The sequence below is a fragment of the Kitasatospora sp. NPDC048545 genome, assembly GCF_040651155.1.
In the GTDB taxonomy this organism is placed as follows: domain Bacteria; phylum Actinomycetota; class Actinomycetes; order Streptomycetales; family Streptomycetaceae; genus Kitasatospora.
The window spans coordinates 16,709-40,236 of the sequence record NZ_JBEZIQ010000059.1 but is presented as its reverse complement, the minus strand read 5'-3'; the positions used below and the strand labels follow the sequence as shown (position 1 = coordinate 40,236).

The 23,528-nt window shown below is 74.0% G+C and carries 21 protein-coding genes; 2 read left to right on the top strand and 19 right to left on the bottom strand.

Translation table 11 applies throughout. The features are described 5' to 3' along the window. Positions 1 to 34: 34 nt before the first annotated feature. The 16 genes from cobA to AB0D10_RS37395 all read right to left on the bottom strand — a co-directional run bounded on the left by cobA (position 35) and on the right by AB0D10_RS37395 (position 20,315). Positions 35 to 1,282 (bottom strand): uroporphyrinogen-III C-methyltransferase, encoded by a 1,248-nt coding sequence (cobA, locus tag AB0D10_RS37470; RefSeq protein ID WP_360264652.1) that lies wholly within the window; start codon positions 1,280 to 1,282, stop codon positions 35 to 37. Positions 1,283 to 1,389: 107 nt separating this feature from the next. Next, a complete protein-coding gene (gene cobT, locus AB0D10_RS37465) occupies positions 1,390 to 5,331 on the bottom strand; it encodes a nicotinate-nucleotide--dimethylbenzimidazole phosphoribosyltransferase (RefSeq protein WP_360264649.1) in 3,942 nt (1,313 codons plus the stop codon). Positions 5,332 to 5,846: 515 nt separating this feature from the next. Beyond that, complete coding sequence (gene cbiE / locus AB0D10_RS37460; protein WP_360264646.1) at positions 5,847 to 7,103, bottom strand: precorrin-6y C5,15-methyltransferase (decarboxylating) subunit CbiE; 1,257 nt, start codon at positions 7,101 to 7,103, stop codon at positions 5,847 to 5,849. A gap of 208 nt (positions 7,104 to 7,311) precedes the next feature. Next, complete coding sequence (locus AB0D10_RS37455) at positions 7,312 to 7,971, bottom strand: GNAT family N-acetyltransferase (protein WP_360264644.1); 660 nt, start codon at positions 7,969 to 7,971, stop codon at positions 7,312 to 7,314. A 201-nt stretch (positions 7,972 to 8,172) separates the two neighbouring features. After that, positions 8,173 to 8,997 carry a MetQ/NlpA family ABC transporter substrate-binding protein gene (locus AB0D10_RS37450; RefSeq protein ID WP_360264641.1) on the bottom strand — a complete coding sequence of 275 codons (825 nt, stop codon included), beginning with the start codon at positions 8,995 to 8,997 and terminating at the stop codon, positions 8,173 to 8,175. 57 nt (positions 8,998 to 9,054) lie between these two features. Further along, positions 9,055 to 9,792 (bottom strand): methionine ABC transporter permease, encoded by a 738-nt coding sequence (locus AB0D10_RS37445; protein WP_360264639.1) that lies wholly within the window; start codon positions 9,790 to 9,792, stop codon positions 9,055 to 9,057. Further along, positions 9,789 to 10,814 (bottom strand): ATP-binding cassette domain-containing protein, encoded by a 1,026-nt coding sequence (locus AB0D10_RS37440; protein ID WP_360264636.1) that lies wholly within the window; start codon positions 10,812 to 10,814, stop codon positions 9,789 to 9,791. Before AB0D10_RS37440 ends, AB0D10_RS37445 begins: the two co-directional genes overlap by 4 nt. Positions 10,815 to 11,360: 546 nt before the next feature. Continuing rightward, positions 11,361 to 11,861: a GNAT family N-acetyltransferase gene (locus AB0D10_RS37435; protein ID WP_360264633.1), complete on the bottom strand. Its 501-nt coding sequence runs from the start codon at positions 11,859 to 11,861 to the stop codon at positions 11,361 to 11,363. A gap of 255 nt (positions 11,862 to 12,116) precedes the next feature. Then, the gene (locus AB0D10_RS37430) at positions 12,117 to 12,374 is read right to left on the bottom strand and encodes a hypothetical protein (RefSeq protein ID WP_360264630.1); all 258 of its coding nucleotides are present in this window, start codon (positions 12,372 to 12,374) and stop codon (positions 12,117 to 12,119) included. Between the two features lie 108 nt (positions 12,375 to 12,482). Beyond that, positions 12,483 to 13,907: an argininosuccinate lyase gene (argH, locus tag AB0D10_RS37425; protein WP_360264628.1), complete on the bottom strand. Its 1,425-nt coding sequence runs from the start codon at positions 13,905 to 13,907 to the stop codon at positions 12,483 to 12,485. Between the two features lie 115 nt (positions 13,908 to 14,022). Continuing rightward, entirely contained in the window at positions 14,023 to 14,571 is a 549-nt protein-coding gene (locus AB0D10_RS37420; RefSeq protein WP_030245061.1) for an arginine repressor, read from the bottom strand. A gap of 23 nt (positions 14,572 to 14,594) precedes the next feature. Beyond that, entirely contained in the window at positions 14,595 to 15,800 is a 1,206-nt protein-coding gene (locus AB0D10_RS37415) for an acetylornithine transaminase (protein WP_360264625.1), read from the bottom strand. Continuing rightward, on the bottom strand, positions 15,797 to 16,672 hold the full coding sequence (argB, locus tag AB0D10_RS37410; protein ID WP_360264700.1) for an acetylglutamate kinase: 876 nt from the start codon (positions 16,670 to 16,672) through the stop codon (positions 15,797 to 15,799). The genes AB0D10_RS37415 and argB overlap by 4 nt, the downstream gene beginning before the upstream one ends. Positions 16,673 to 16,776: 104 nt before the next feature. Next, a complete protein-coding gene (gene argJ / locus AB0D10_RS37405; RefSeq protein ID WP_360264697.1) occupies positions 16,777 to 17,931 on the bottom strand; it encodes a bifunctional glutamate N-acetyltransferase/amino-acid acetyltransferase ArgJ in 1,155 nt (384 codons plus the stop codon). 14 nt (positions 17,932 to 17,945) lie between these two features. Further along, on the bottom strand, positions 17,946 to 18,974 hold the full coding sequence (gene argC, locus AB0D10_RS37400; protein WP_360264622.1) for an N-acetyl-gamma-glutamyl-phosphate reductase: 1,029 nt from the start codon (positions 18,972 to 18,974) through the stop codon (positions 17,946 to 17,948). 141 nt (positions 18,975 to 19,115) lie between these two features. Then, positions 19,116 to 20,315, bottom strand: coding sequence for a methyltransferase (locus AB0D10_RS37395; protein WP_360264620.1), 1,200 nt, complete (start codon positions 20,313 to 20,315; stop codon positions 19,116 to 19,118). A gap of 97 nt (positions 20,316 to 20,412) precedes the next feature. Between AB0D10_RS37395 and AB0D10_RS37390 the strand changes: the two genes are divergently transcribed. After that, the gene (locus AB0D10_RS37390) at positions 20,413 to 20,817 is read left to right on the top strand and encodes a VOC family protein (RefSeq protein WP_360264617.1); all 405 of its coding nucleotides are present in this window, start codon (positions 20,413 to 20,415) and stop codon (positions 20,815 to 20,817) included. A gap of 78 nt (positions 20,818 to 20,895) precedes the next feature. Then, positions 20,896 to 21,270 carry a S4 domain-containing protein gene (locus tag AB0D10_RS37385; protein WP_360264614.1) on the top strand — a complete coding sequence of 125 codons (375 nt, stop codon included), beginning with the start codon at positions 20,896 to 20,898 and terminating at the stop codon, positions 21,268 to 21,270. Positions 21,271 to 21,305: 35 nt separating this feature from the next. Here the strand turns inward: AB0D10_RS37385 and AB0D10_RS37380 are convergent, their stop codons facing one another. The 3 genes from AB0D10_RS37380 to AB0D10_RS37370 form a co-directional block, all read right to left on the bottom strand. Next, on the bottom strand, positions 21,306 to 21,821 hold the full coding sequence (locus AB0D10_RS37380) for an FBP domain-containing protein (RefSeq protein WP_360264611.1): 516 nt from the start codon (positions 21,819 to 21,821) through the stop codon (positions 21,306 to 21,308). Continuing rightward, complete coding sequence (locus AB0D10_RS37375; protein ID WP_360264609.1) at positions 21,809 to 22,414, bottom strand: HDIG domain-containing metalloprotein; 606 nt, start codon at positions 22,412 to 22,414, stop codon at positions 21,809 to 21,811. Before AB0D10_RS37375 ends, AB0D10_RS37380 begins: the two co-directional genes overlap by 13 nt. A gap of 170 nt (positions 22,415 to 22,584) precedes the next feature. Then, a complete protein-coding gene (locus tag AB0D10_RS37370) occupies positions 22,585 to 23,469 on the bottom strand; it encodes an SAM-dependent methyltransferase (protein ID WP_360264606.1) in 885 nt (294 codons plus the stop codon). Positions 23,470 to 23,528 lie beyond the last annotated feature (59 nt).

Below are 23,528 nucleotides of genomic sequence, written 5' to 3'. Positions count from 1 at the left end.
AGTCGGCCGGGCCGACTTCCCGCTCCGGCCAGGGCTACCGCTGGAAGGCGGCGGCCAGGACGTTGACGACGTCGCCGACGACGATGACCGCAGGGGGCTTGACGCCCTCCGCTTCGACCACCGCGGCGACGGTGCCCAGGGTGGCGTCCACCCTGCGCTGGGCGGCGGTGGTGCCCTCCTGGACGATCGCGACCGGGGTGTCCGCCGGGCGGCCGAACTCGACCAGCCGGGCGGCGATCGCGCCGATCTTGTCCACGGCCATCAACAGCACCAGGGTGCCGCTCATCTTCGCGGCGGCCTCCCAGTTGGTCAGGGAGCGCTCGTCGTCCGGACCGACGTGGCCGGAGATGACCGTGAACTCGTGCGTCATGCCGCGGTGGGTGACCGGGACCCCGGCCGAGGCGGGGACGCTGATCGAGCTGGAGATCCCGGGCACCACGGTGACCGGCAGGCCGGCCTCCGCGCAGGCCAGCAGCTCCTCGCCGCCGCGGCCGAAGACGTAGGGGTCGCCGCCCTTGAGCCGGACCACGAACTTGCCGGCCTTGGCGTGCTCGATCAGCGTGCGGTTGATCGCCTCCTGGGCCATGAAACGGCCGTACGGGATCTTGGAGGCGTCGATCACCTCGACGTGCTCGGGCAGCTCGGCGAGCAGCTCGCGCGGGGCGAGGCGGTCGGCGACCACCACGTCGGCGTCGGCGAGCAGCCGGCGGCCGCGCACGGTGATCAGGTCCGGGTCGCCCGGGCCGCCGCCGACCAGGGCGACACCGGCGCCGTGCGAGCGGTACTGGCGGGCGGCCAGCGAGCCGTCCCGCAGCCCGTCCACGATGGCGTCGCGCAGGGCGGCGGAGTGGCGCGGGTCCCCGGTGAGGACGGCCACGGTGGCGCCCGCGTCCCGGCCGCTGGCCGGCGTCCAGGCGGAGGCGGCGGAGGCGTCGTCGCTGCGCGAGCAGAACACCCGGCCGCGCTCGGCTTCGGCGCTGACGGCCGTGTTGACGACCTGGTCGTCGGTGGCGACCAGGACGTACCAGGCGTCGGCCAGGTCGCCGTCCCGGTACGGGCGGGCGTGCCAGGTGAGCTCGCCGGCGTCGGCCATCGCCTGGACGGCCGGGGTGGTGACGGGCGATATCAGGTGCAGCTCGGCCCCGGAGGCGATCAGGGCGGGCAGCCGCCGCTGGGCGACCTGGCCGCCACCGACCACGACGACACGGCGGCCGGCCAGCAGCAGGCCGACCGGGTACGGGGTACGGCCCTCGGTGCTCGGGTGCGGGGTGGGCGCGGTCATCGACGGTGCTCCTGATCGGGGTGAGGGTGTGGGGACGGTACGGCGAGACGCCGCTCCGCGGGCCGGCGCGCCCTCGGGCCGGTCCGCGGAGCGGTGCGAGGTGCGCGTCAGGCCTTCTCGGTGACCCCGGCGGAGTCGAAGGTGGCTACATCGTGCATCGCCCGGGCCGCGCTCTGCACCAGCGGCAGGGCCAGCAGGGCGCCGGTGCCCTCGCCGAGCCGCAGGTCCAGATCGATCAGCGGACGCAGGCCCAGCTTCGCCAGCGCGGCCTGGTGACCGGGCTCGGCGGAACGGTGGCCGGCGATGCAGGCGGCCAGCACCTCGGGTGCGATCGCCTTGGCAACCAGGGCGGCCGAACCGGCGATGACGCCGTCCAGCACGACCGGGGTGCGCAGCGAGGCGGCGCCGAGCAGGAAGCCGGCGATGGCCGCGTGCTCCAGGCCGCCGATGGCGGTGAGGACGCCGACCGGGTCGTTCGGGTCGGGCTGGTGCAGGGCCAGCGCGGCGCGGATCACCTCGATCTTGCGGGCGTGGGTCTCGTCGTCGATGCCGGTGCCGCGGCCGGTGACCTCGGCCGGGTCCAGACCGGTGAACACCGAGATCAGGGCGGCCGAGGCAGTCGTGTTGGCGATGCCCATGTCGCCGGTGACCAGCGCCTTGTTGCCCGCCGCGACCAGGTCACGGGCGGTCTCGATGCCGACCTCGATGGCCTTGAGGGCCTCCTCGCGGGTCATCGCCGGGCCTTGGGTCATGTCGGCGGTGCCGGGACGGACCTTACGCGGCAGCAGGCCGGTGGCCCGGCCCTGCTGGACGGCCTCCGGCAGCTCGGCGGCCACGCCCACGTCGACCACGCAGACCTCGGTGCCGATCTGCTTGGCGAAGGAGTTGATCACCGCTCCCCCGGCCAGGAAGTTTCCGACCATCTGGGCGGTCACCTCCTGCGGCCAGGGGCTGACGCCCTGGGCGTGCACGCCGTGGTCGCCGGCGAAGATCGCCACGCAGGCGGGCTCCGGGATCGGCGGCGGGCACTTGCGGGACAGCCCGGACAGCTGGGCGGAGATGATCTCCAGCATGCCGAGCGACCCGGCCGGCTTGGTCATCCGCTTCTGCCGGTCCCAGGCTTCGCCGAGCGCCTTGGCGTCCAGCGGGCGGATGCCGCGCAGGGTCTCGGCGAGCAGGCTCTGCGGCTCCTCGCCGGGCAGCGCGCGGTTGCCGTACTGCTCCTCGTGGACGACCCAGGACAGCGGGCGCTTCTTGGCCCAGCCCTGCTGCTCCAGCTCCGGCTCGTCCGGGAACGAGTCGACGAAGCCGACGCACAGGTAGGCGACGACCTCCAGGTGCTCGGGCAGGCCGAGCTCGCGGACCAGCTGCTCGTCGTCGAAGAAGCTCACCCAGCCGACGCCCAGGCCCTCGGCGCGGGCGGCCAGCCAGAGGTTCTCCACGGCCAGGGCGGCCGAGTACGGAGCCATCTGGGGCTGGGTGTGCCGGCCCAGGGTGTGCCGGCCGCCGCGGGTGCGGTCGGCGGTCACCACGATGTTGACCGGGGTCTCGAGGATGGCCTCGATCTTGATTTCCTTGAACTGCTTCGCCCGGCCCTTGGGCAGCGAGTCCGCGTACGCCTCGCGCTGACGCTCGGCCAGGGCGTGCATCCGCTTGCGGGTCTTGCCCGAGCGGATCACCACGAAGTCCCAGGGCTGCGAGTAGCCGACGCTGGGCGCGGTGTGGGCCGCCTCCAGGACGCGGATCAGCACCTCGTGCGGGATCGGGTCCGGGCGGAAGCCGTTGCGGACGTCGCGGCGCTCGCGGATCACCTGGTGGACGGCCTCTCGGCCGAGCTCGTCGTAGCCGGGGGCGGCGGGGCCGCGCGGCTCGGCGGGTTCCTCGGGCTGCTGGTCCTCGGGCTGCGGCTCCTCGGGCTGCTGGTCCCCGGACACCGGCTGCTCGGCGGCCGACGGGTCGACGGCGGGCTCCTCGGTGGCCTGCTGCTCGGACACCGGCTGCTCCGCCTGCTGGTCGGCGGGCTGCGCGGCCTGCGGCTCCTCGGCGGCGGGGGCCTCGGGGGCCTGCTCGGCGGCCTCGGCCGGAGCGACAGCGACAGCGACCTCGGCCGGAGCGGCTTCGGCCGGAGCGGCGGGCGCCTCGGCCGGAACCTCGGCCTGCTCGGCGAGCGGTTCGGCGGACGCCTCCGCCGGGGCCTCGGCCGGCGCGGCCTCCGGCTGCTGCGGCTGCCCGGCCTCGGCGGCGGACCCGGCGGCGGACTCGGCGGCCGGCTCGCCAACGGGCTCCGCGGCGGTCTCGACCGGGGCGGCAACGGCCTCGGCCGGCTCGGCGGCGGGCTGCTCCGGCTCCTGCGTGACCGCTACGGCGGGCTGCGCCGCCTCGGCCTCGGCAACGGGCTCCGCGGCGGTCTCGACCGGGGCGGCAACGGCCTCGGCTGCGACGGCCGATTCGGCCGGGACCTCCGCCTGGGCCTGCTCCGCGGGCTGCTCGGCGGGCTGCTCGGCGGACGCCGCCGCCGGGGCCTCGGCCGGCGCGGCCTCCGGCTGCTGCGGCTGCCCGGCCTCGGCGGCGGGCTCGTTGACGGGCTGACCGGACGGCATCTCCCCGGTGCCGGCGGCGGTCTCGGCGGCCGGCTCGACGGCGGCCTCCGGCGCGACGGCCACGGCCTCGGCACCCTCGCCGCCCTGACCGGGCTCGCCGACGGGAGCCACCTGGAGGGCGTCACCGCCGTCGACGGTCTGCGGCACGTCGGCGGCCGCTATGGGCGCGGGCTGCTGCGGTGCCGCGGCCTCGGCCACCGGGGCCTGCCCGGCCGCCTCGACCTTGGGCAGGCCGTGCGGGGTGGGCGCGGCGAGGAAGGCGGAGATCCGGCGCTGCGGACCGGCCGGAGTCGCCTCGGCCTGCTCGGCGGACGCGTCGACGGCCACGGACTCGACAGCCACGGTCTCGACGGCAACGGATTCGACGGCAACGGTCTCGACGGCGACGGAGTCGGCGGGGACCGGTGCGGCGGGAGCCCCGGCCGGGGCCTGCTCGACGGCCGGCTCGGCCACGACGGCCTGCGGCGCGACGGCCACGGCTTCGACAGCGGACTCCGGCGCCACCTGGACCGGAACGGGCTGGACGCCCTGGATGGCCTCCGGCGTCTCGACGACCTCGATCACCTCGATCGCCCCGACCGTCTCCACGGCGAGCATCGACTCGACCGGCTGCGAGGCCGGCGGCACCTGCTGGACGTCCTGGGCGAGCGGCAGCTGCTGACCGTCAGCCACCGGAGTGCCCGGGACCAGCGGAACGACCGGCGGCGCCGCCAGCGTCTGAACGGCCTGCGGCGCGACGGGCGGCGCGGCCTCGGCCATCGGCGGCCGGCCGACGACCGGGATGCCGTGCGCGGGCGTGCCGCCCTGCGACGGGCCGCGATCGGCCAGCGAGCGCACCGGGACCTGACCGGTCATCAGCGACGGGTCCGGGATCGGCGGGCCGGCGTGCAGCGGGCGGCGCGGCTGAGCCTGCGTCATCGGCTGCTGCACCTGCGGCTGCAGCGGGACGGGCTGCTGCTGGACGTGCTCGGCGCCGAGCGCCGGCGGGTCCACCGGCGGCCAGGACGGCTCGAGCGGGGTGCCGTCCTGCTGCGACGCGAGCGGCATCTGCTCGGCCGGGACGGACGCCATCGGCTCGCCCCAGGAGCCCTGCGGGCCGGGCATCAGCAGCACGTCGTCATCGTCGTCCAGGCCGTCCGGCGAGTCGGGCTGGTCGAGGAAGTGGAAGGCCGGGCGCTGGGCGCCCTGGTCGACGGCCCACCCCTCGCCGGGGACGCCGGGGATGCCGTAGCCGGGCTGGCCCTGCGGCGGGATGACGCCGGCACCCGGGGGCATCCCGCCGAGCGGTCCGCCGAGCGGGGCCGCCGGGTTCGGGATCATTCCGCCGTCCGTCGCGACGCCCTGCAGGGGTGCAACGCCCGCGACGCCCTCCGGTCCGCCGAGCGGGTCGGGCCCGGCGTGCAGGTGCTCCGGCAGTCCCTCGCCCGGGACGTGGCCGCCATCGGTCATTGTCAAAGCTCCTTCCAGGCCGCTGCCGCGCCCTTGGCGACACGATCCGATCGCAGCGCCCATCCGCACGGGCCGGGCCAGCACCGACCCGCCCCTCAACCACACGCGGCCGCCGCGCCATGGCGCTGCGGCCCAAGTCCATCCGGTGCGCCGCGGCACCCCGGCCCGGCGCACCGCCACACGGGGCGGCGCATCGTCTGAAACAACGACACCCCGGAGCAACCGGCACGACCGCACCGGACCCTACGGCATTCTCCAGGTCCGGCACGAGGCTCGTCGAATTGCCCACACTCCGAGCGGAACCGGGTTGCACCACGTCAAAAAGGTGACAAACCGACCGAATCGGGTGGGTCGCCGACAGCTGCAGCCGCCCAGGACGTCACACTACCGGCCCGGCGCGGTCACCTCTCGAATCGGTGTCCGGATGCGACCTGGATCACCGTCCGCACCGCGCGTGGACCGCGCCCGCGCAACCGTCCGCACCACCGCGCGGCCCCGGCGCGCGCCCGAGGTTTTCACACGATCTGCTCACCCCAGAGCACGAGCGCGCCGGTTCCGCCCGACCCCAGCCCCAGCCCGCTGCCCTCCCCCGCGGACGCCAGCGGGGTCGACTGGAGCAGCGCGCCGTCCGCCCGGTACCCGGCCCCGTCGATCGCCCGGCGGACCTCCTCCGCCTCGGCGAAGGTCCGGGCCAGCGCGACGAACCGCTCCGGCCTGCGGGCCAGCACGGCGCGCACCACGTCCGGCCCGCCGGACTCCACCACCGCCGCGTCCGGCTCCGGCAAACCGCCCAGCACCTCGGGGCCACTCCCGTACACTGCCTCGATCTCGACGCCGTACCGGCGGGCGTTGACGGCCAGCCGGGCACAGGCCGAGCGGGATCCCTCGACCGCGACGACGGCGGCGCCGAACCGGGCCGCCTCCACCGCGAGGGCGCCGCTGCCCGCGCCGACCGACCAGACCAGGTCCCCCGGGCGGGCGCCCAGACGGGCCAGCACCAGGGCGCGCACGTGCGCGGGAAGCGTGTCCGGCGCGCCCGTTTCACCACCCGTGCGCCCGGCGCCCGCGTAGGCGTCGCCGGGGAGCGCCCAGCCGCGCTCCGCGCCGGGGTAGCCGACCGGGCGCCCGGCGAGCCAGCCGGCCGCCTGGTCCACCGGGGCGGCCTGGGCGCCACCGCCGATCACCAGCACCACGTTGGGGTCGCGCCAGTCGTGGTCGGCGATCCGGTCGGAGGTGAGGACGGTGACGTCCTCCTCGGGGGTGCCGAGGGCCTCGCAGACCACGAAGGTCCGGTGCACCCCGCGCAGCATCAGGGCGAGTTCGGCCGGCCCGGCACCCGGGGCGGTGAGCACCGCCACCTTGGGGTGGGCCCGGCAGATGTTGGCCGCGCGGCGCAGCCGTCCGCCGTGGGCGCTGACCACCTGGGCGTCCTCCCAGGGCATGCCGGCCCGGGCGAAGGCGGTGGCGACGGAGGAGACGGCGGGCAGGACTTCCAGTTCGAGGCCGTACTCGGGGCGGCGCAGGGTGCGCACCACGCCGAAGAAGCCCGGGTCGCCCTCGGCGACCACGACGGCGGCGCCGCGGTGCTCGGCGATCCGGCGAGCGGCCTGCCGAACGTCGCCGAGGGTGATCCGCTCCGCGGCTTCGGGCACCGGGAGGGCGCTGAGTTGATAGGGGGCTCCGGCCACCAGGGTCGCCGCGGCGAGGGCCGCACCGGCGGCCTCGGTCAGCGGCGTGCCGTCCCACCCGATGACCGTGATCCGGTCAGCCATCTGCGGCCGTTCTCCCTCGCCTCGTTGCGCCGTTCCGTGCGCCACCCGGTGCGCCGTGCTGCCGCACCGGTGCAGAGGCTACCGGGTGTGATCCCCCGGGGACGGACATCTCGTACACATGTCCGTGGCGGGCGGGTGGACAGACGGACGGTCGACGGCGGTCCGGTCGCCGGGCTGCCCCGGTCCGGCGGTCCGGGGCAGCCCGGCGTCAGTCGCGCAGCACGTAGCGGTGGTCGCCGTGCCAGCCGTGCCGGTGCAGTCCGGGCGACTCCAGGTCCTCCGGGAGCAGGCTCCAGAGGATGAGGTCGCTGCGGCTCTCCCCCGCGGTCCGGCCGCCGGGGGGTGCGCCCGCCGCCTCACCGGACTCGCGCACTATCCAGGCGCTGCGCAGCACGCCCTCGCTGATGCCGCCGATCTTCTGGGCGACCTGCTGGGCGGCGGTGTTCCCGGCGGCGGTGCGCATCTCCAGGCGCAGGAAGCCCCGGTCCTCGAACAGCCACTGGGCGACGCCGAGGACGGCCTCCGGGGCGTACCCCTCTCCGCGGGCCCAGGCGGCGGTGATGTAGGAGATCTCGGTGCTGCGCAACCGCCAGTCGGTGTTGCGCAGTTCGACCAGGCCGACCAGGCGCTGGGTCAGGTGCTCGGTGACGGCGAGGACGATGCCGCGCCCGGTGGCCCGGTGGGCCGGGGCGAGGGTCCGGGCGAGCTCGGCCGCGTACGCCTCGGTGAAGGGGTGCGGGAGGTCGGTCCAGGCCAGGACGAGGTCGTCGGCCATCATCGCGGCCAGGCCGGGGGCGTCGTCCTCCGCAAGGGGACGCAGCAGCAGCCGTTCGGTGCTGATCGCGGTCTCGGGGAAGCTCGCTGCCATGCCGTCTCTCCTCGCCGGGTCGTGAACACAACACCGTACGCCTCCGTCGCACTCCGGGTACCACCTGGTGCGCCGCGCGCACGACGGTACGTCAGAACGCCGTCGCCCGGGGGCGTCCCCGGTGCATACTGCCCGACCGGGCCCCCGCCGCAGTGCGGCGGGGGCCCGGTCGGGCGTCGCGGCGTACCGCGGTGCGACGGATCAGAAGGCCGGGATGACCGAACCCTGGAAGGTGTCGTTGATGTACTTCTTGACCTCGTCGGAGTGCAGCAGCTCGGCGAGCTTCTTGACCCGCGGGTCGTCCTCCTTGCCCTTCTTCACAGCGAGGATGTTGGCGTACGGGTTGCCGTCGGCCTTCTCCAGCACCAGCGCGTCGGTGGCCGGCTTCAGGCCGGAGTCGATCGCGTAGTTGCCGTTGATGACGGCGGCGTCGAGGTCGGTGACGGAGCGGGGCAGCTGGGCGGCCTCCAGCTCCTTCCACTTGAGGTTCTTCGGGTTGCCGGTCACGTCGGCCGGGGTGGCCGTGGTGGTGACGCCGTCCTTGAGGGTGATCAGCTTGTTGTCGGCGAGCAGCTTGAGGGCGCGGCCCTCGTTGGTGGCGTCGTTCGGCAGGCCGATGGTGGCGCCGTCCGGCAGGTCGGCGATCGCCTTGACCTTCTTGGAGTAGAGGCCCAGCGGCTCCAGGTGCACGGGCTCGACGGACACGATGGTCGTGCCGTGCTTCTTGTTGAAGTCCTCCAGGTACGGGACGTGCTGGAAGAAGTTGGCGTCGGCCGAACCGTCCTGCACCGCCGTGTTGGGGGTCACGTAGTCGGTGACCTCCTTGATGTCGAGCTTGAGGCCCGCCTTCTCCGCGAGGTTGTCCTTGACGAACTTGAGGATCTGCCCGTGCGGGGTCGGGCTGGCGACGACCTTGAGCGGCGCGTTCGGGTCCGAGGAGGAGGACCCCGAGCTGCCGCAGGCGGCGAGGGAGAGGGCGAGGCCGGCGGTGGCCAGGGCGCTGGTGAACTTCAGGGCGTTGCGCACGAAAAGTGCCTTTCTGCGTGATGCGGGGAGCCGCGTCCGGAGTCGGAGGCGGGAGGTCTAGGAGGCGACGAGGTCCTTGTCGCCGGCGGCCGGACCGGCCGGGCCGCGGCCGAACAGCCGGGTCCGGCCGCCGGTGCGGCCGCGGTGGGAGAGGCGGCGGACGGCGAAGTCGCCGATCAGCTGGACGGCCGTGACGATGATCACCAGCTCGGCCACGATGGCCCACATGAAGGCGGTCTCGAAGCGCTGGTAGCCGTAGTTGACGGCGAGGGTGCCGAGGCCGCCGCCGCCGACCGTGCCGGCCATCGCGGAGTAGCCGATCAGGGTGATGACCGTGGTGGTGATCGACGCCACGATGCCGGGCAGCGCCTCGGGCAGCAGGGTCTTGCGGACGATCGTCCAGGTGCCGGCGCCCATCGACTGGACGGCCTCGACCAGGCCGCCGTCGACCTCGCGGACGGAGGTCTCGACCAGACGGGCGAAGAACGGGATGGCGCCGATGGTCAGCGGCACGGTCGCCGCCTGCCAGCCGATCGACGTGCCGACGAGCCAGCGGGTGAAGGAGATCAGCGCGATCATCAGGATGATGAACGGCACCGAGCGGGCCAGGTTCACCACGAAGCCGATGCCCTTGTTGACGGCCCGGTTGGCCAGCAGGCCGCCCTTGTCGGTGAGCACCAGCAGGATGCCCAGCGGCAGGCCGAGCAGCACCGTGAAGACGGCGGACACCCCGACCATCTGGAAGGTCTCCTGCGTGGCGGGGCCCATCAGGGCCCACATCTCGTCCCAGGTCATGCCACCGCTCCGTCCACCGCGCCCAGTACGTCCACCTGCAGGCCCTGCTCGCGCAGGTAGCCGATCGGCACCACGTTGTCCTGGTGGCCGCCGGGCAGCTCGACCCGCATCCGCCCGACCATCCGGCCGGCGATGGTCTCCACGGCGGCGCCGAGGATGTTGATGTCGATCTGGTAGGTGCGGGCCAGCTGGGAGACGAACGGCTGGGCCGAGGTGTCGCCCTGGAAGGTGATCTCCAGCACGGTGGAGCCGGCGTGGCCGGTGCCGAACTCGCTGAGCGGGAACAGCTCGCGGGCCAGCTCGGAGCCGGGCTTGGCCAGCAGGTCGGTGAGTTCGCCGGACTCGACCACCCGGCCGCCGCGCATCAGGGCGGCGGAGTCGCAGACGGACTTGATGACGTCCATCTCGTGGGTGATCAGCAGGACGGTGAGGCCGAGTTGCTGGTTGAGGTCGCGCAGCAGCTTGAGGATCGAGCGGGTGGTCTCCGGGTCGAGCGCCGAGGTGGCCTCGTCGGAGAGCAGCACCTTGGGGTCGCCGGCCAGGGCGCGGGCGATGCCGACGCGCTGCTTCTGACCGCCGGAGAGCTGGTTGGGGTAGCTGCGGGCCTTGTCGCCGAGGCCGACCAGGTCGAGCAGTTCGGCGGCCTTGCGGCGGCGCTGGGTGCGGTCCAGTCCGATGATCTCCAGCGGGAGTTCGACGTTCTGCTGCACCGTCCGCGAGGAGAGCAGGTTGAAGTGCTGGAAGACCATGCCGATCCGGCGCCGCGCCTCGCGCAGTTCCCGTCCCGCGCGGTTCTCGCCGCCGGACAGGGCGGTGAGTTCGGCCCCGTCCACGGTGACGGTGCCGGAGGTCGGGCGCTCCAGCATGTTCACGCAGCGGATGAGGGTGGACTTGCCGGCGCCGCTGGTGCCGACGACGCCGTAGACCTCGCCCGGGCGGACGTGCAGGTCGACACCGGCGAGGGCGGTCACCTCGCGGCCTCGGGAGCGGTAGACCTTCGTGAGGTCCGTGGTGGTGATCACAGCAGCTTCCGTGGGTCGGGGGCGGGCGGCGCGGGTCGACCGCCCGACCGGGTTTCGGTCGGCGGTGTCATTGCGGCGCTTCGCCAGGGGGATCCGGACCTGCCACCCCTTGATCGCGGCCGTCGGACGGCCGGGCCGCGCGACGGCGTGGCCTTACGAGTCGACGCCCGCGGGCGGGCGGGCACGACAGGGGGAGGGGTACGGGAGGAAGGGCGCGCTCACACGGGCGGGAGCGGCGCCGGAGTCTCGCTTCGGGGCGCGAGGGGAGGCACCCTCGGAGGGGTGCCGGGGGCGGTGGCCCTCAGCAGTGACACATTCGACGGCACATGGCACGCTCACCTGCCGGCAGCGTGCCGGTGGGGGTGCAGTTCGTCGTCGCAGTCATGTGAGCCAGTAAAACAGATGGTTCGAGGTACGCCCAATTATTTGACCAGGCTGTCCGCAATGCGGACGCATACCGCTCTGACCAGCGCAGACATGGCTCGGCGCCGCCACCGGATCGTCCGGATGGTGGCGGCGCCGAGGGGCGGGGCGCGGGGCGGCCGGTCAGGCCGTCGCGGCGAGCGGCGTGCTGACGGGCTTCTCCAGATGGACGAAGCTCAGCCGGCTGTTGACCTGTTCGACCCGGGTCTGCCGGTAGCCCTGGCGGGCGTACAGGCGCAGGTTGCCGAGGCTGCGGTGGCCGGTGAAGAGGCGGTAGGCGGACACCGCGCCGTCCTCGGCGAGGCGGCGCTCCAGCGCGTCCAGCAGGCGACCGCCGAGGCCGTGGCGCTGCATCCGCGGGTGGACGACCAGACGCCCTATCCGGGCGACGCCGTCGGGCTCCACGCGGCCGCGGACGGTGCCGACCACCTCGCCGCCCAGCCGGGCGACCAGGAAGTGTTGCTCGGTCAGTTCGGCGCGCAGACTCTCCAGGGTCTGCGTCAGGGGCTCGATCGCCCAGTCGCCGTACAGCTCGGCCTCGGGCTGGTAGCCGAGGTACTGGAGCTTGAGGATCTGCTCCGCGTCCTCGGCCGCCGCGGCCGAGATGATCACGCTCATGCCCATGTGGAGGGGCCTCCCCAGTCGTCGTGCCCGGCGCGCAGAGGGTGACGCGCTCACGCTCAGTATCCGAGTGATCGCGCCACCGTCAAGAGCTGCGTTCGCCAGCGCTCTACCCGGGTGTCAGCTTCCCTCAACCTTCGGGGGGCCAGACGTGGCGAGGGTCACGCCCGGGCGAGGAGGGAGTGGTGGGACGGGGCGCGCGGCGTGGAACGCGCACCGGGGAGTGCGGGCGGACGCGCCCGGGGCCCCTCCCGCGTCTCACGGGTACCGCTCCGCGTGGAGCAGCGTGCGCAGGCAGGCGAGGCAGCGGGAGCGGGTGGGGCCGATGGAGCCGCGGGGCATGCCGAGGCGCTCGGAGAGCTCGCGGTAGCTGGGCGGCGGGTCCTCCGCGAGCGCGGCGATCAGCTGCGGGCAGCGGCCGGGCAGGGCGGCGACTGTCTCGCGGACCACGCGGCGGCGGCGTTCGGCGAGGTAGACGTCCTCGGCGGAGGGGACGGGGGGAAGGGTGGTGCACACACCGTGCATGACGCCTCGGGGCGGGGCCGGTTACGCCCGGACCGGGGCGCGGACGCCGCAGGGGCGCGCCGGTCGGACCGCCGCGCCCCTGCTCACGCCGACCCCCGGTCAGCCCTGCACCCACTCCTGCTGCCGCGCCAGGTCCGCCTTCACCTCGGCGAGCTGGACCGCGACCGCCGAGGGGGCGGTGCCGCCGCGCCCGTTGCGGGAGGCGATGGCGCCGTGCACGCTGAGCACCGAGCGCACCTCCGGCGTCAGGTGGCCGGAGATCCCGGCGAACTGCTCGTCCGTCAGGTCGGACAGCTCGATGCCCTCGGCCTCGCAGACCTTGACGCAGGCGCCGGCCACCTCGTGCGCGACCCGGAACGGCACGCCCTGCTTGACCAGCCACTCGGCGATGTCGGTGGCGAGCGAGAAGCCGGCCGGGGCGAGCTCCTCCAGCCGCTCCCGGTGCACGGTGAGGGTGGCCATCATCCCGGTGAACGCCGGCAGCAGCACCTCCAGCGTGTCGCAGGAGTCGAAGACCGGCTCCTTGTCCTCCTGCAGGTCCCGGTTGTAGGCCAGCGGGAGCGCCTTGAGGGTGGCCAGCAGGCCGGTCAGGTTGCCGATCAGGCGACCGGACTTGCCGCGGGCGAGCTCGGCGATGTCCGGGTTCTTCTTCTGCGGCATGATCGAGGAGCCGGTGGAGAAGGCGTCGTGCAGCGTGATGAAGCCGAACTCCTTGGTGTTCCAGATGATCACCTCCTCCGCGATCCGGGAGAGGTTGATCCCGACCATCGCGGTGACGAAGGCGAACTCGGCGACGAAGTCGCGCGAGGCCGTGCCGTCGATGGAGTTGCCGACCGAGCCGCCCTCGAAGCCGAGCTCGGCGGCGACGGCCTGCGGGTCGAGGCCGAGCGAGGAGCCGGCCAGCGCCCCGGAGCCGTACGGCGAGACGGCGGTGCGGGCGTCCCACTGGCGCAGCCGCTCGGCGTCCCGGCCGATGGCCTGCACGTGCGCGAGGACGTGGTGGGCGAAGAGCACGGGCTGGGCGTGCTGGAGGTGGGTGCGGCCCGGCATGGCGGTGTCCGGGTGCGCCTCGGCGAGGCCGACCAGGACTTGCTGGAGGTCGAGCAGCAGGCCGCCGATGGTCTTCGCGTGGTCCCGCAGGTACATCCGGAACAGGGTGGCGATCTGGTCGTTGCGGGAGCGCCCGGCGCGCAGCTTGCCGCCGAGCTCGGCGCCGAGGCGCTCCAGCAGGCCGCGCTCCAGGGCGGTGTGGACGTCCTCGTCGGCGACGGTGCCGGTGAACGTGCCCGCCTCGACGTCGGCGAGCAGCCGGTCGAGGCCGTCCAGCATGGCGGCCAGTTCGTCGTCGGAGAGCAGCCCGGCCTTGTGCAGGACCCGGGCGTGGGCCTTGGAGCCGGCGATGTCGTACGGGGCGAGCCGCCAGTCGAAGTGGACCGAGGCGGACAGCTTGGCCAGCGCCTCGGACGGGCCGTCGGCGAAGCGCGCGCCCCAGAGGCGGACGTCGGAGGACTGCTGGGCGGTCATCGCGGGGCTCCTTCACACATGTGCGGCTGGTGGCATAAGTATGCATGACGGCGTATGAAACACAAAACCCCGGCCGGACGGGATCCGTCGGCCGGGGTTGCGGGTGTCCGGGGGGCTACTGCGCCTTCGCCTGGGCGAGTTGCATCAGGTGGTCGGCGAGCGCCTGGCCGCCGGCCGGGTCACGGCTGATCAGCAGGACGGTGTCGTCGCCGGCGATGGTGCCGATGATCTCGAACACCTCGGCCTGATCGATCGCCGAGGCCAGGAACTGGGCCGCGCCCGGCGGGGTGCGCAGCACGACCAGGTTGCCGGAGGCCGTCGCGGAGACCATGAGCTCGCCGGCCAGCCGGGCCATCCGGCCCTCGCTGGCCGACTCCCCCATCGGCGCGCGGGGCGTGCGGTCGCCGCCCTCGGCCGGGACGGCGTAGATCAGCGCGCCGTCCCGGTTGCGGATCTTGACCGCGCCCAGCTCGTCCAGGTCCCGGGAGAGGGTCGCCTGGGTGACCACGAGTCCGTCGTCGGCGAGCAGCTTGGCGAGCTGGCTCTGCGAACGCACGGGCTGGCGGGTGAGCAGGTCCACGATCCGCCGGTGGCGCGCGGTGCGGGTCTGTGGGACCTGCGGCGTCGGGCCGGCGGCGGACGGGCCTGAGTGGGAAACGGTCATGTGATTATTCTCCCGGACGACGGTCAACTCGCATCGGCCGGGGCGCTCTCGCGCACCGTCCGGAGGATGCCCGGCAGCGCCGCGAGGAACGCGTCCGCCTCCTCCTCGGTCAGCACCAGCGGCGGGGCCAGCCGGACGGCGTCCGGGACGGCCGCGTTGACCAGGAACCCGGCCTCCTGCGCGACGGCCTGGACCCGGGCCGAGACCGGCGCGGTGAGCACGATGCCGAGCAGCAGGCCGGCGCCGCGCACGTGCGAGACCAGCGGGTCGCCGATCGCCTCGACGCCGTGCCGCAGCCGCTCGCCGAGCTTGCGGACGTGCTCCAGCAGGCCCTCGGACTCGATGGTGTCCAGCACCGCGAGACCGGCCGCGGCGGCCACCGGGTTGCCGCCGAAGGTGGTGCCGTGCTGGCCCGGGGTGAGCAGCTCGGCGGCCTCCCCGAAGGCGAGGACGGCTCCCATCGGCAGGCCGCCGCCGAGCGCCTTGGCCAGGGTGACGACGTCCGGCTCGACGCCCTCGAAGGCCTGGTGGGCGTACCAGTGGCCGGTGCGGCCGACGCCGGTCTGGATCTCGTCCAGGACCAGCAGGGTGCCGGTGGCCCGGGTGATCTCGCGGGCCGCCCGGAGGTAGCCGTCGGGAAGCGGGATCGCGCCGTTCTCGCCCTGCACCGGCTCCAGGAAGACGGCGGCGGTCTCGGTGGTGACGGCCGCGCGCAGCGCCTCGATGTCGCCGAAGGGGACGTGGGTGACGTCGCCGGGCAGCGGGCGGAACGGGTCCTGCTTGGCGGGCTGGCCGGTGAGCGCGAGGGCTCCCATCGTCCGGCCGTGGAAGGCGCCCTGGAGGGCGACCAGGTGGGTGCGCCCGGTCCGTCGGCTGATCTTGAAGGCGGCCTCGTTGGCCTCCGCGCCGGAGTTGCAGAAGAACACCCGGCCGCCGGCCCGGCCGTCCAGGCGCAGCAGCCGCTCGGCGAGGGCGATGGTGGGCTCGGCCATGAAGAGGTTGGAGACGTGGCCGAGGGTGGCGATCTGCCGGCCGACCGCCTCGACCACCGCCGGGTGGGCGGTGCCGAGGGCGTTGACGGCGATGCCGCCGAGCAGGTCGGTGTACTCCTTGCCGTCGGCGTCCCACAGCTTGCTGCCCTCGCCCCGCACCAGCGGGATCCGGGGGGTGCCGTAGTTGTCGGTGAAGCTGTGCTGCCACCGGTCGGTGAGCTGCTCGTTGTGCGTCATGCCAGTCCCCCGGTCACGGTCGGCTCGTCGTCCGGCACGACCATCGTGCCGATGCCCTCGTCGGTGAAGATCTCCAGCAGCAGGCTGTGCGGTACCCGGCCGTCCAGGACGCGGGCGGTGCCCACGCCGGAGCGGACGGCGCGCAGGCAGCCCTCCATCTTGGGGAGCATGCCGCTGGCCAGGCCGGGCAGCAGCTCCTCCAGTTCGCTCGCGTTGAGCTGGCTGATCACGTCGTCGGAGTTCGGCCAGTCCTTGTAGAGGCCCTCGACGTCCGTGAGGACGACGAGCATCTCGGCGCCGAGAGCGACCGCGAGGGCGGCGGCGGCGGTGTCGGCGTTGATGTTGTAGACGTGACCGTCGGCACCGCGCGCGATCGAGGAGATCACCGGGATCCGGCCGTCGCCGATCAGCGCCTTCACCGCGCCGGCCTCGATGTTGACGATGTCCCCGACCAGGCCGATGTCCACCTGCTCGCCGTCCACCACCGCGTAGCGCTTGACCGCCGTCATGGTGTGCGCGTCCTCGCCGGTCATGCCGACGGCGAACGGTCCGTGCTCGTTGAGCAGGCCGACCAGCTCGCGCTGCACCTGGCCGGCCAGCACCATCCGGACTACGTCCATGGTCTCGGGGGTGGTGACCCGCAGGCCGTTGGTGAAGCTGGACTGCAGGCCGAGCCTGTCCAGCTGGGCGCTGATCTGCGGACCGCCGCCATGCACCACCACGGGGTGCAGTCCGGCGTAGCGGAGGAAGACGACGTCCTGGGCGAACGCCGACTTGAGCTCGTCGTCCACCATGGCGTTGCCGCCGAACTTGATCACGACGGTCTTGCCGTGGAAGCGCTCCAGCCACGGCAGTGCCTCGATCAGCGTCATGGCCTTGGGCAACGCGGTGTTGTTGCGGGCCTGTTCGCCCTTGGGTGCGATCTGCACGGGTATCCCTCGTCGGAACGGATGTCGCGGATCAGGTGCGGCGCGGATCAGGTGGAGTAGGCGCTGTTCTCGTGGACGTAGTCGGCGGTGAGGTCGTTGGTCCACAGCGAGGCGCTCGCGGTGCCCGCGTCGAGGTCCGCGGTGATCACGACCTCCCGGCCCTTCATGTCGACCAGGTCGCGGTCCTCGCCCACCCCGCCGCCCTTGCAGACCCAGACGCCGTTGATGGCGACGTCGAGGCGGTTCGGGTCGAAGGCGGCGGAGGTGGTGCCGATCGCGGCGAGGACGCGGCCCCAGTTGGGGTCCTCGCCGTGGATGGCGCACTTGAGCAGGTTGTTGCGGCTGATCGTGCGGGCGACCTCGACGGCCTCGTCCTCGGTCGCGGCGCCGGTGACGTCGATCCGGATGTCCTTGCTCGCGCCCTCGGCGTCGCCGATCAGCTGACGGGCCAGCTCGGCGCTGACGGTGCGGACGGCCTCGGCGAACTCGGCCCGGTCCGGGGTGGTGCCGGAGGCGCCGGAGGCCAGCAGCAGCACGGTGTCGTTGGTCGACATGCAGCCGTCGGAGTCGATCCGGTCGAAGGTGGTGCGGGTGGCGCCGCGCAGGGCGGCGTCCAGGTCCGTGCTGTCGACGGCGGCGTCGGTGGTGAGCACGACCAGCATGGTGGCGAGGCTCGGGGCGAGCATGCCCGCGCCCTTGGCCATGCCGCCGACCGTCCAGCCGGCCGGGCTGGTGACCTGGGCGGTCTTGTGCACGGTGTCGGTGGTCTTGATGGCGATCGCGGCAGCCTCGCCGCCGGTCCCGCTGAGCTCCCCGGCGGCGAGGGTGACGCCGGGCAGCAGGATGTCCATCGGCAGCCGGACGCCGATCAGGCCGGTGGAGGCGACGGCGACCTCGCCCGCGTTGAGCCCCAGCTCCTCGGCGGCCTTCTCCGCGGTGGCGTGGGTGTCCTGGAAGCCGAGCGGGCCGGTGCAGGCGTTGGCGCCACCGGAGTTGAGGACGACGGCGGAGACCTGCCCGCCCTTGAGGACCTGCTCGGACCAGAGCACCGGCGCGGCCTTGACCCGGTTCGAGGTGAAGACGCCGGCTGCGGCGAGCGAGGGACCGTCGTTGACCACCAGGGCGAGGTCCGGCGTGCCGGAGGCCTTGATGCCGGCGGTCACCCCGGCGGCGCGGAAGCCCTTGGCGGCCGTCACGCCCACGTTGCTGCTGTTGCTCACGGTGCGACTCCGTTCAGGGGGAGGCCCAGCTCTTCGGGCAGGCCCAGGGCGATGTTCATGCTCTGCACCGCGCCGCCCGCGGTGCCCTTGACCAGGTTGTCGATCGCGCTGATCGCGATGATCCGCCCGGCGGTGGCGTCCAGGGCGACCTGGACCAGGGCGGTGTTGGCGCCGTAGACGCTGCTGGTCTGCGGCCACTGGCCCTCGGGCAGCAGGTGGACGAAGGCCTCGTCCGCGAACGCCTCGGCGTAGGCGGCGCGCAGGCTCTCGGCGGTCACGCCGGGCCTGGCCTTGGCCGAGCAGGTGGCGAGGATCCCGCGCGGCATCGGGACGAGGGTGGGGGTGAAGGACACGGTGACCGGCTCGCCCGCGAGCGGGCTGAGGTTCTGCGCCATCTCCGGGGTGTGCCGGTGGACGCCGCCGACCCCGTACGGGCTGACGTTGCCCATCACCTCGCTGCCCAGCAGGTGCGGCTTGGCGGCCTTGCCGGCGCCGGAAGTGCCGGAGGCGGCGACCACGACGGCCTCCGGCTCGGCGAGTCCGGCCGCGTACGCGGGAAACAGCGCGAGCGAGACGGCCGTCGGGTAGCAGCCGGGCACGGCGATCCGGTTGCTGCCCTTCAACGCGGCTCGGTGGCCGGGGAGTTCGGGCAGACCGTAGGGCCAGGTGCCGGCGTGCGCGGAGCCGTAGAACTGCTCCCAGTCGGCGGCGGCCTTGAGCCGGAAGTCGGCGCCGCAGTCGACCACCAGGACGTTCGGGCCGAGGGCCTCGGCGACGGCGGCGGACTGGCCGTGCGGCAACGCCAGGAACACCACGTCGTGGTCGGCCAGCACCTCGGGGGTGGTGGGTTCGAGGACGCGGTCGGCGAGCGGGATCAGGTGCGGCTGCAGCGCGCCCAGCCTGGCGCCCGCGTTCGAGCCGCCGGTCAGCGCCCCGATCTCCACCTCCGGGTGGCCGAGCAGCAGGCGCAGCACCTCTCCGCCCGCGTATCCGCTCGCGCCGGCGACGGCGACTCGCAATGCCATGGCGTTCCTCCTTAGTCTTGGCATGAATATACGCGGGACGGAAAATCCATGCAAGGAGTTCGTGGCAGACCCCCCCCGGGCACCCGGGCGGGCCCGGGGGCGGAGGTCCGCGGCGGCCGGGGCCTGGGGGCCTGGGGCCGGTCAGCGCTTGACGGCGCGCAGCACCACGAACTTGGGGTTCCCGGCCACGAGTCGGCAGTTGCCGAACAGGCGGCGCAGCTTGACGTGGTAGCCGAGGTGGCGGTTGCCGACCACCCAGAGTTCGCCACCGGGCCGCAGGGCCCGCTTGGCGCCGGTGAACATCCGCCAGGAGGTCGCGTCGGTGGTGGCCTGGTGCGAGTGGAACGGGGGGTTGTTGAGCACCAGGTCCACCGAACCGGGGGCGACCACGTCCGCCGCCAGCGCGTCGGCGGTGCGGAACTCGGCCCGGGCGTCCGGGCCCAGGTTGGCGCGGAAGGTCTCCTCGGCGGAGGCCACCGCCTGGTGCGACTCGTCCACGAAGAGCAGCTCCGCGCCGGGACCGGCCAGCGCGGCGGCCGTGCCGACCACGCCGTTGCCGCAGCCGAGGTCGACCACCCGGGCGCCCGGGGCGGGGACGGGCAGGTGGGCGAGGAAGAAGCGGGTGCCGATGTCGAGCCGCTCGGCGCAGAACGTCCCGGCGTGGTTGACGACCGTACGGCCGGCGGCGGGGCCGATGTCCGACGGCAGCGCGTAGCGGTGCGGCCACGGGTTCGGGCCGGGGTCGAGCGCCGGATCGGGGGTGCACAGGATCAGCCGGGCCTTGCGGACCGCCAGCGAGGTGCGGGTCGGGCCGAGGATCCGCTCGAAGAGCCGGAGGGTGGAGCTGTGGATCTCGGTGACCATGCCGGTGCCGACCACCACGGTGCCGGGGTGGAGCGCGGGGGCGAGCCGGTGCAGCTGGTCCTCCAGCAGGGCCAGGCTCTTGGGCACGCGCACCAGCAGCACGTCGATCCGCTCCGGCGGGGTGTCCCGGGTGCTGAGCAGCCGGTCCCCGTCGACGGCGGCACCGGCGCGGGCCAGGTTGGCCAGGGTGGCCTGGCGGCCCAGGTGGGAGTCGGAGATCTGGACCGGCCCGAACCCGGCGAGCGCGGTGGTCAGCGCGCCCCAACGGTCGCCGAGGACGGCGATCCGGCGGCCGGCCAGCTCGGTGGCGGCGCCGCACGCGCTGTCCGTCTCGCCCGCGAGGTGGCGCAGCAGGTACTCGTCGGCGGCGTCCCAGGCCCGGAGCCGCTCGCGCGGATCCTCGGGGAAGCGGGTGAGGTCGAGGGTGCCCCACGGGGTGGAGAACGTGGTCGCGGCGGGCGTGGTCTGCGGATTCATCGTGTTCTCAGGCTATCGGACGGCCGGTGGGGGAACAGTTTTGGATGACTGCCGCCGGACGGATACTGGAAGGGCCCGACCGAGAGGGGTGAGGGCGATGGACTGGAAACTCGAAGTCGTGGTGGTCCCCGTGTCCGACGTGGACCGCGCGAAGCTCTTCTACGAGGAGCAGGCCGGCTTCACGGTGGACCACGACACCCGCCTGCGGGACGGGGTCCGGGTGGTCCAGCTGACGCCCCCCGGCTCACCCTGCTCGATCGTGGTGGGCAAGGGGGTGATCGACTCCCCGCCCGGCTCGGTCAAGGGCCTCCAACTGGTGGTGGCGGACATCGAGAAGGCGCACGCCGAACTGGTGGCGCGGGGCGTCCAGGTCAGTCCGGTCCAGCACTTCGTGGCGGGTGCCCGGGTGAACGGGCACGGCGAGGCCTGGAACAACTTCGTGTTCTTCAACGACCCGGACGGCAACGGCTGGGCGATCCAGGAGGCGCCGGCCGCGGCGTAGCCGCCGGGCGGCCGCCCGTCCCGCCGCGCAAGTCGTCCGTCGGCCGCCCGGGCCCGACCGCTTGGGTAGGCTCCGAGGATGGCTGAACACGAGGGAAGCGTGCGGGTGGACAGCTGGATCTGGGCGGTCCGGCTGGTCAAGACGCGGGCGCTGGCGGCGGCCGCCTGCCGGGCCGGACACGTCCGGGTGAACGGCGAACGGGCCAAGCCGGCCCAGGCGCTGAAGCCCGGCGACGAGGTCCGGGTGCGCGAGGAGAACCACGAGCGGGTGGTGGTCGTGCGGACGCTGATCCGCAAGCGGGTCGGCGCCCCGGCGGCCGCGGAGTGCCTGGTCGACAACAGCCCGCCGCGGCCGCCGCGCGAGTTCGTCGCGGCGGCCGGGCAGCGGGACCGCGGGGCCGGGCGCCCGACCAAGCGGGAGCGCCGCGAGCTGGACGGGCTGCGCGGCCACTGAGCCCCGGCCGGGCAGGGCCTGGGTCCGGGCAGGGCCTAGCCGGGCGTGACGGTCGTGTCGGTGAGCACCCGGGCGAGGAAGGCGTCGAGGTTGGCCAGCGTCCGGGCGATCTGGTCTGCCAGCGGCAGCGACTCGTCGGGCCGGGTGACCAGGGTGGACTTCTTCAGCCCGCGCACGTAGAGCGAGCAGGCGAGGTCGGCGCAGATGTAGGTCCCGACGGTGTTGCCCTCGCGGCCGGCGGCTCCGGCCCGGCGGGCGGCGAGCAGCGCGACGCCGGTGCCGGCGTGTCCGGTGATGCACAGCGAGCAGACGTTGGTCTTGGTCAGGCTGCGCCGGACCGTCGGCACCCGCAGCGTCACCCCGACGAGTTCGCCGCCGTGCGGGGCCACCAGGTAGGCGCGGTCGGGCGCGCCCTGGTCCCGCCAGCCGAGGAAGTCCAGCTCCTCCCAGGGCAGTTCGGCGAGGCCCCGGGGAAGGTTGAGCCGACGGGCCTCGCCCTTGGAGCAGTTGACGAAGGACGCGCGGATCTCGTTCTCACTCAGGGCTTCCATGCCTCGGAAGCTAACACCGCCCGGCGCGCCCTGTCGCGTGGGTTTCCCCCGGCGCGCACGGGGTGCGCGGCCTGGACGGCGAGCCGCCTCGGGGCGTCCTCGCCGATCCGGGTGAGCAGGTCGTCCAGGGCGAGGAAGGCCTCCCAGCGCTCCCGACCGGTGGCGGCGAGCCGGTCGACCACGCGGTCCTCCAGGTCCTGGACGCGCTTGTTCTTCCACGCCTTGTCGGCCAGGCTGACCAGCAGTTCCTCGACGGTGACGCCGGGCCCGCCCCAGCTCGCGTGGCTGCGGGCGAAGCGGGCGAGCCGCTCGGGGACGCCGCGGGCGAGCAGCAGGGCGTGACCGGCGGCCTCGTGCGCGGATCCGGGCCCCGAGAGTTCCTCCGGGTGGACGGTCTTGCCGATGTCGTGGGTGGCGGCGCCGTACCGGACGGCCTCGCGGTCGAACTCCAGACCCTCACCGGCGCAGAAGTCGGCGATCTCCTCGGCGACTTCGTGCACCAGCGCGAGGTGGGCGACCAGCCGGGGCGGGGCGTCGAGGTCGTGCAGCAGGTCGGCGGCCTCGACGGGCAGGGGCGGCAGGGTGGTGGTCACGCCGCAGGCTACCCGGGCGGGTGAGGGGCTGTCAGTGGGGCTGCGTAGGCTGCGGTGATCCGGTCCCGGCGCAGGAGGGAGGCGCCGGGACCGGGTACCGGTCACGCGCGGGGCGCGGCGGCGGCCGCCGTGGGCCCGACGGCCACGGCAACCACCCACGGCAGCAGCGGCTACGGCTTGAACGCGACGCCCGCGTAGGCGGAGACGTCCTGCCAGCCCTCGGGCAGTTCGGTGGTGGGCACGTGTCCGGCGGTGGGGCGCCAGAGCGGGAGCTGGACGAGCCCGGGGCCGACGAACTCGAAGTCCCCGAAGAAGGGTTCGACGCCGGCCCGGGGGCGCAGGACGAGCGGGGCGCTGGCGCTCTTGTAGATCCGGGTGCCCTCGGCGGCGCTCTCCCGGGAGGCGAAGTCGGGGCTGCCGTGCGACAGGATCAGCGCGCTGCCCGGGGCGAGCGCCTCGCGCAGGGTGCGGACGATCTGCTGCGCGCCGTCCTCGTCGCGGATGAAGTGCAGGACGGCGACCAGCATCAGCGCGACCGGCCGGGAGAGGTCGACGGCGGCGGCCAGTGCGGGGTGGGCGAGGATCGCGGCCGGGTCGCGCAGGTCGGCCTCGATCACCGAGGTGTGCCCGGCGGGGTGTCCGGCCAGCAGGGCGCGGGCGTGGGTGGCGACGATCGGGTCGTTGTCGACGTACACCACGCGGGCGTCCGGGGCGACCCGCTGGGCGGCCTCGCTGGTGGAGCCCACGGCCGGGATGCCGGTGCCGATGTCGACGAACTGGCGGATGCCCCGGCCGGTCGCGAACTCGACGGCCCGCCCGAGGAACTGCCGGTTGGTGCGGGCCAGCAGCGGAAGCGCGGGGTAGGCGGCTATCGCGGCCTGGGCGGCCTTGCGGTCCGCCTCGAAGTTGTCCTTGCCGCCCAGGTAGTAGTCGTACATCCGGGCTGTGTGCGGGATGCCGGTGTCCAGTTCGCTCGGCGGCTGCCAGTCGTCCGCTCTGGCCCAGTGCCAGTCGGTGTCGGCCGCCCGGCCGGTCGCCGTGGTGTCCTCGTACATCCTGTCCGCCCCCAATGCGCGATGCCGGAATTGTGCGACCGCCTGTCAACACGCGGCGC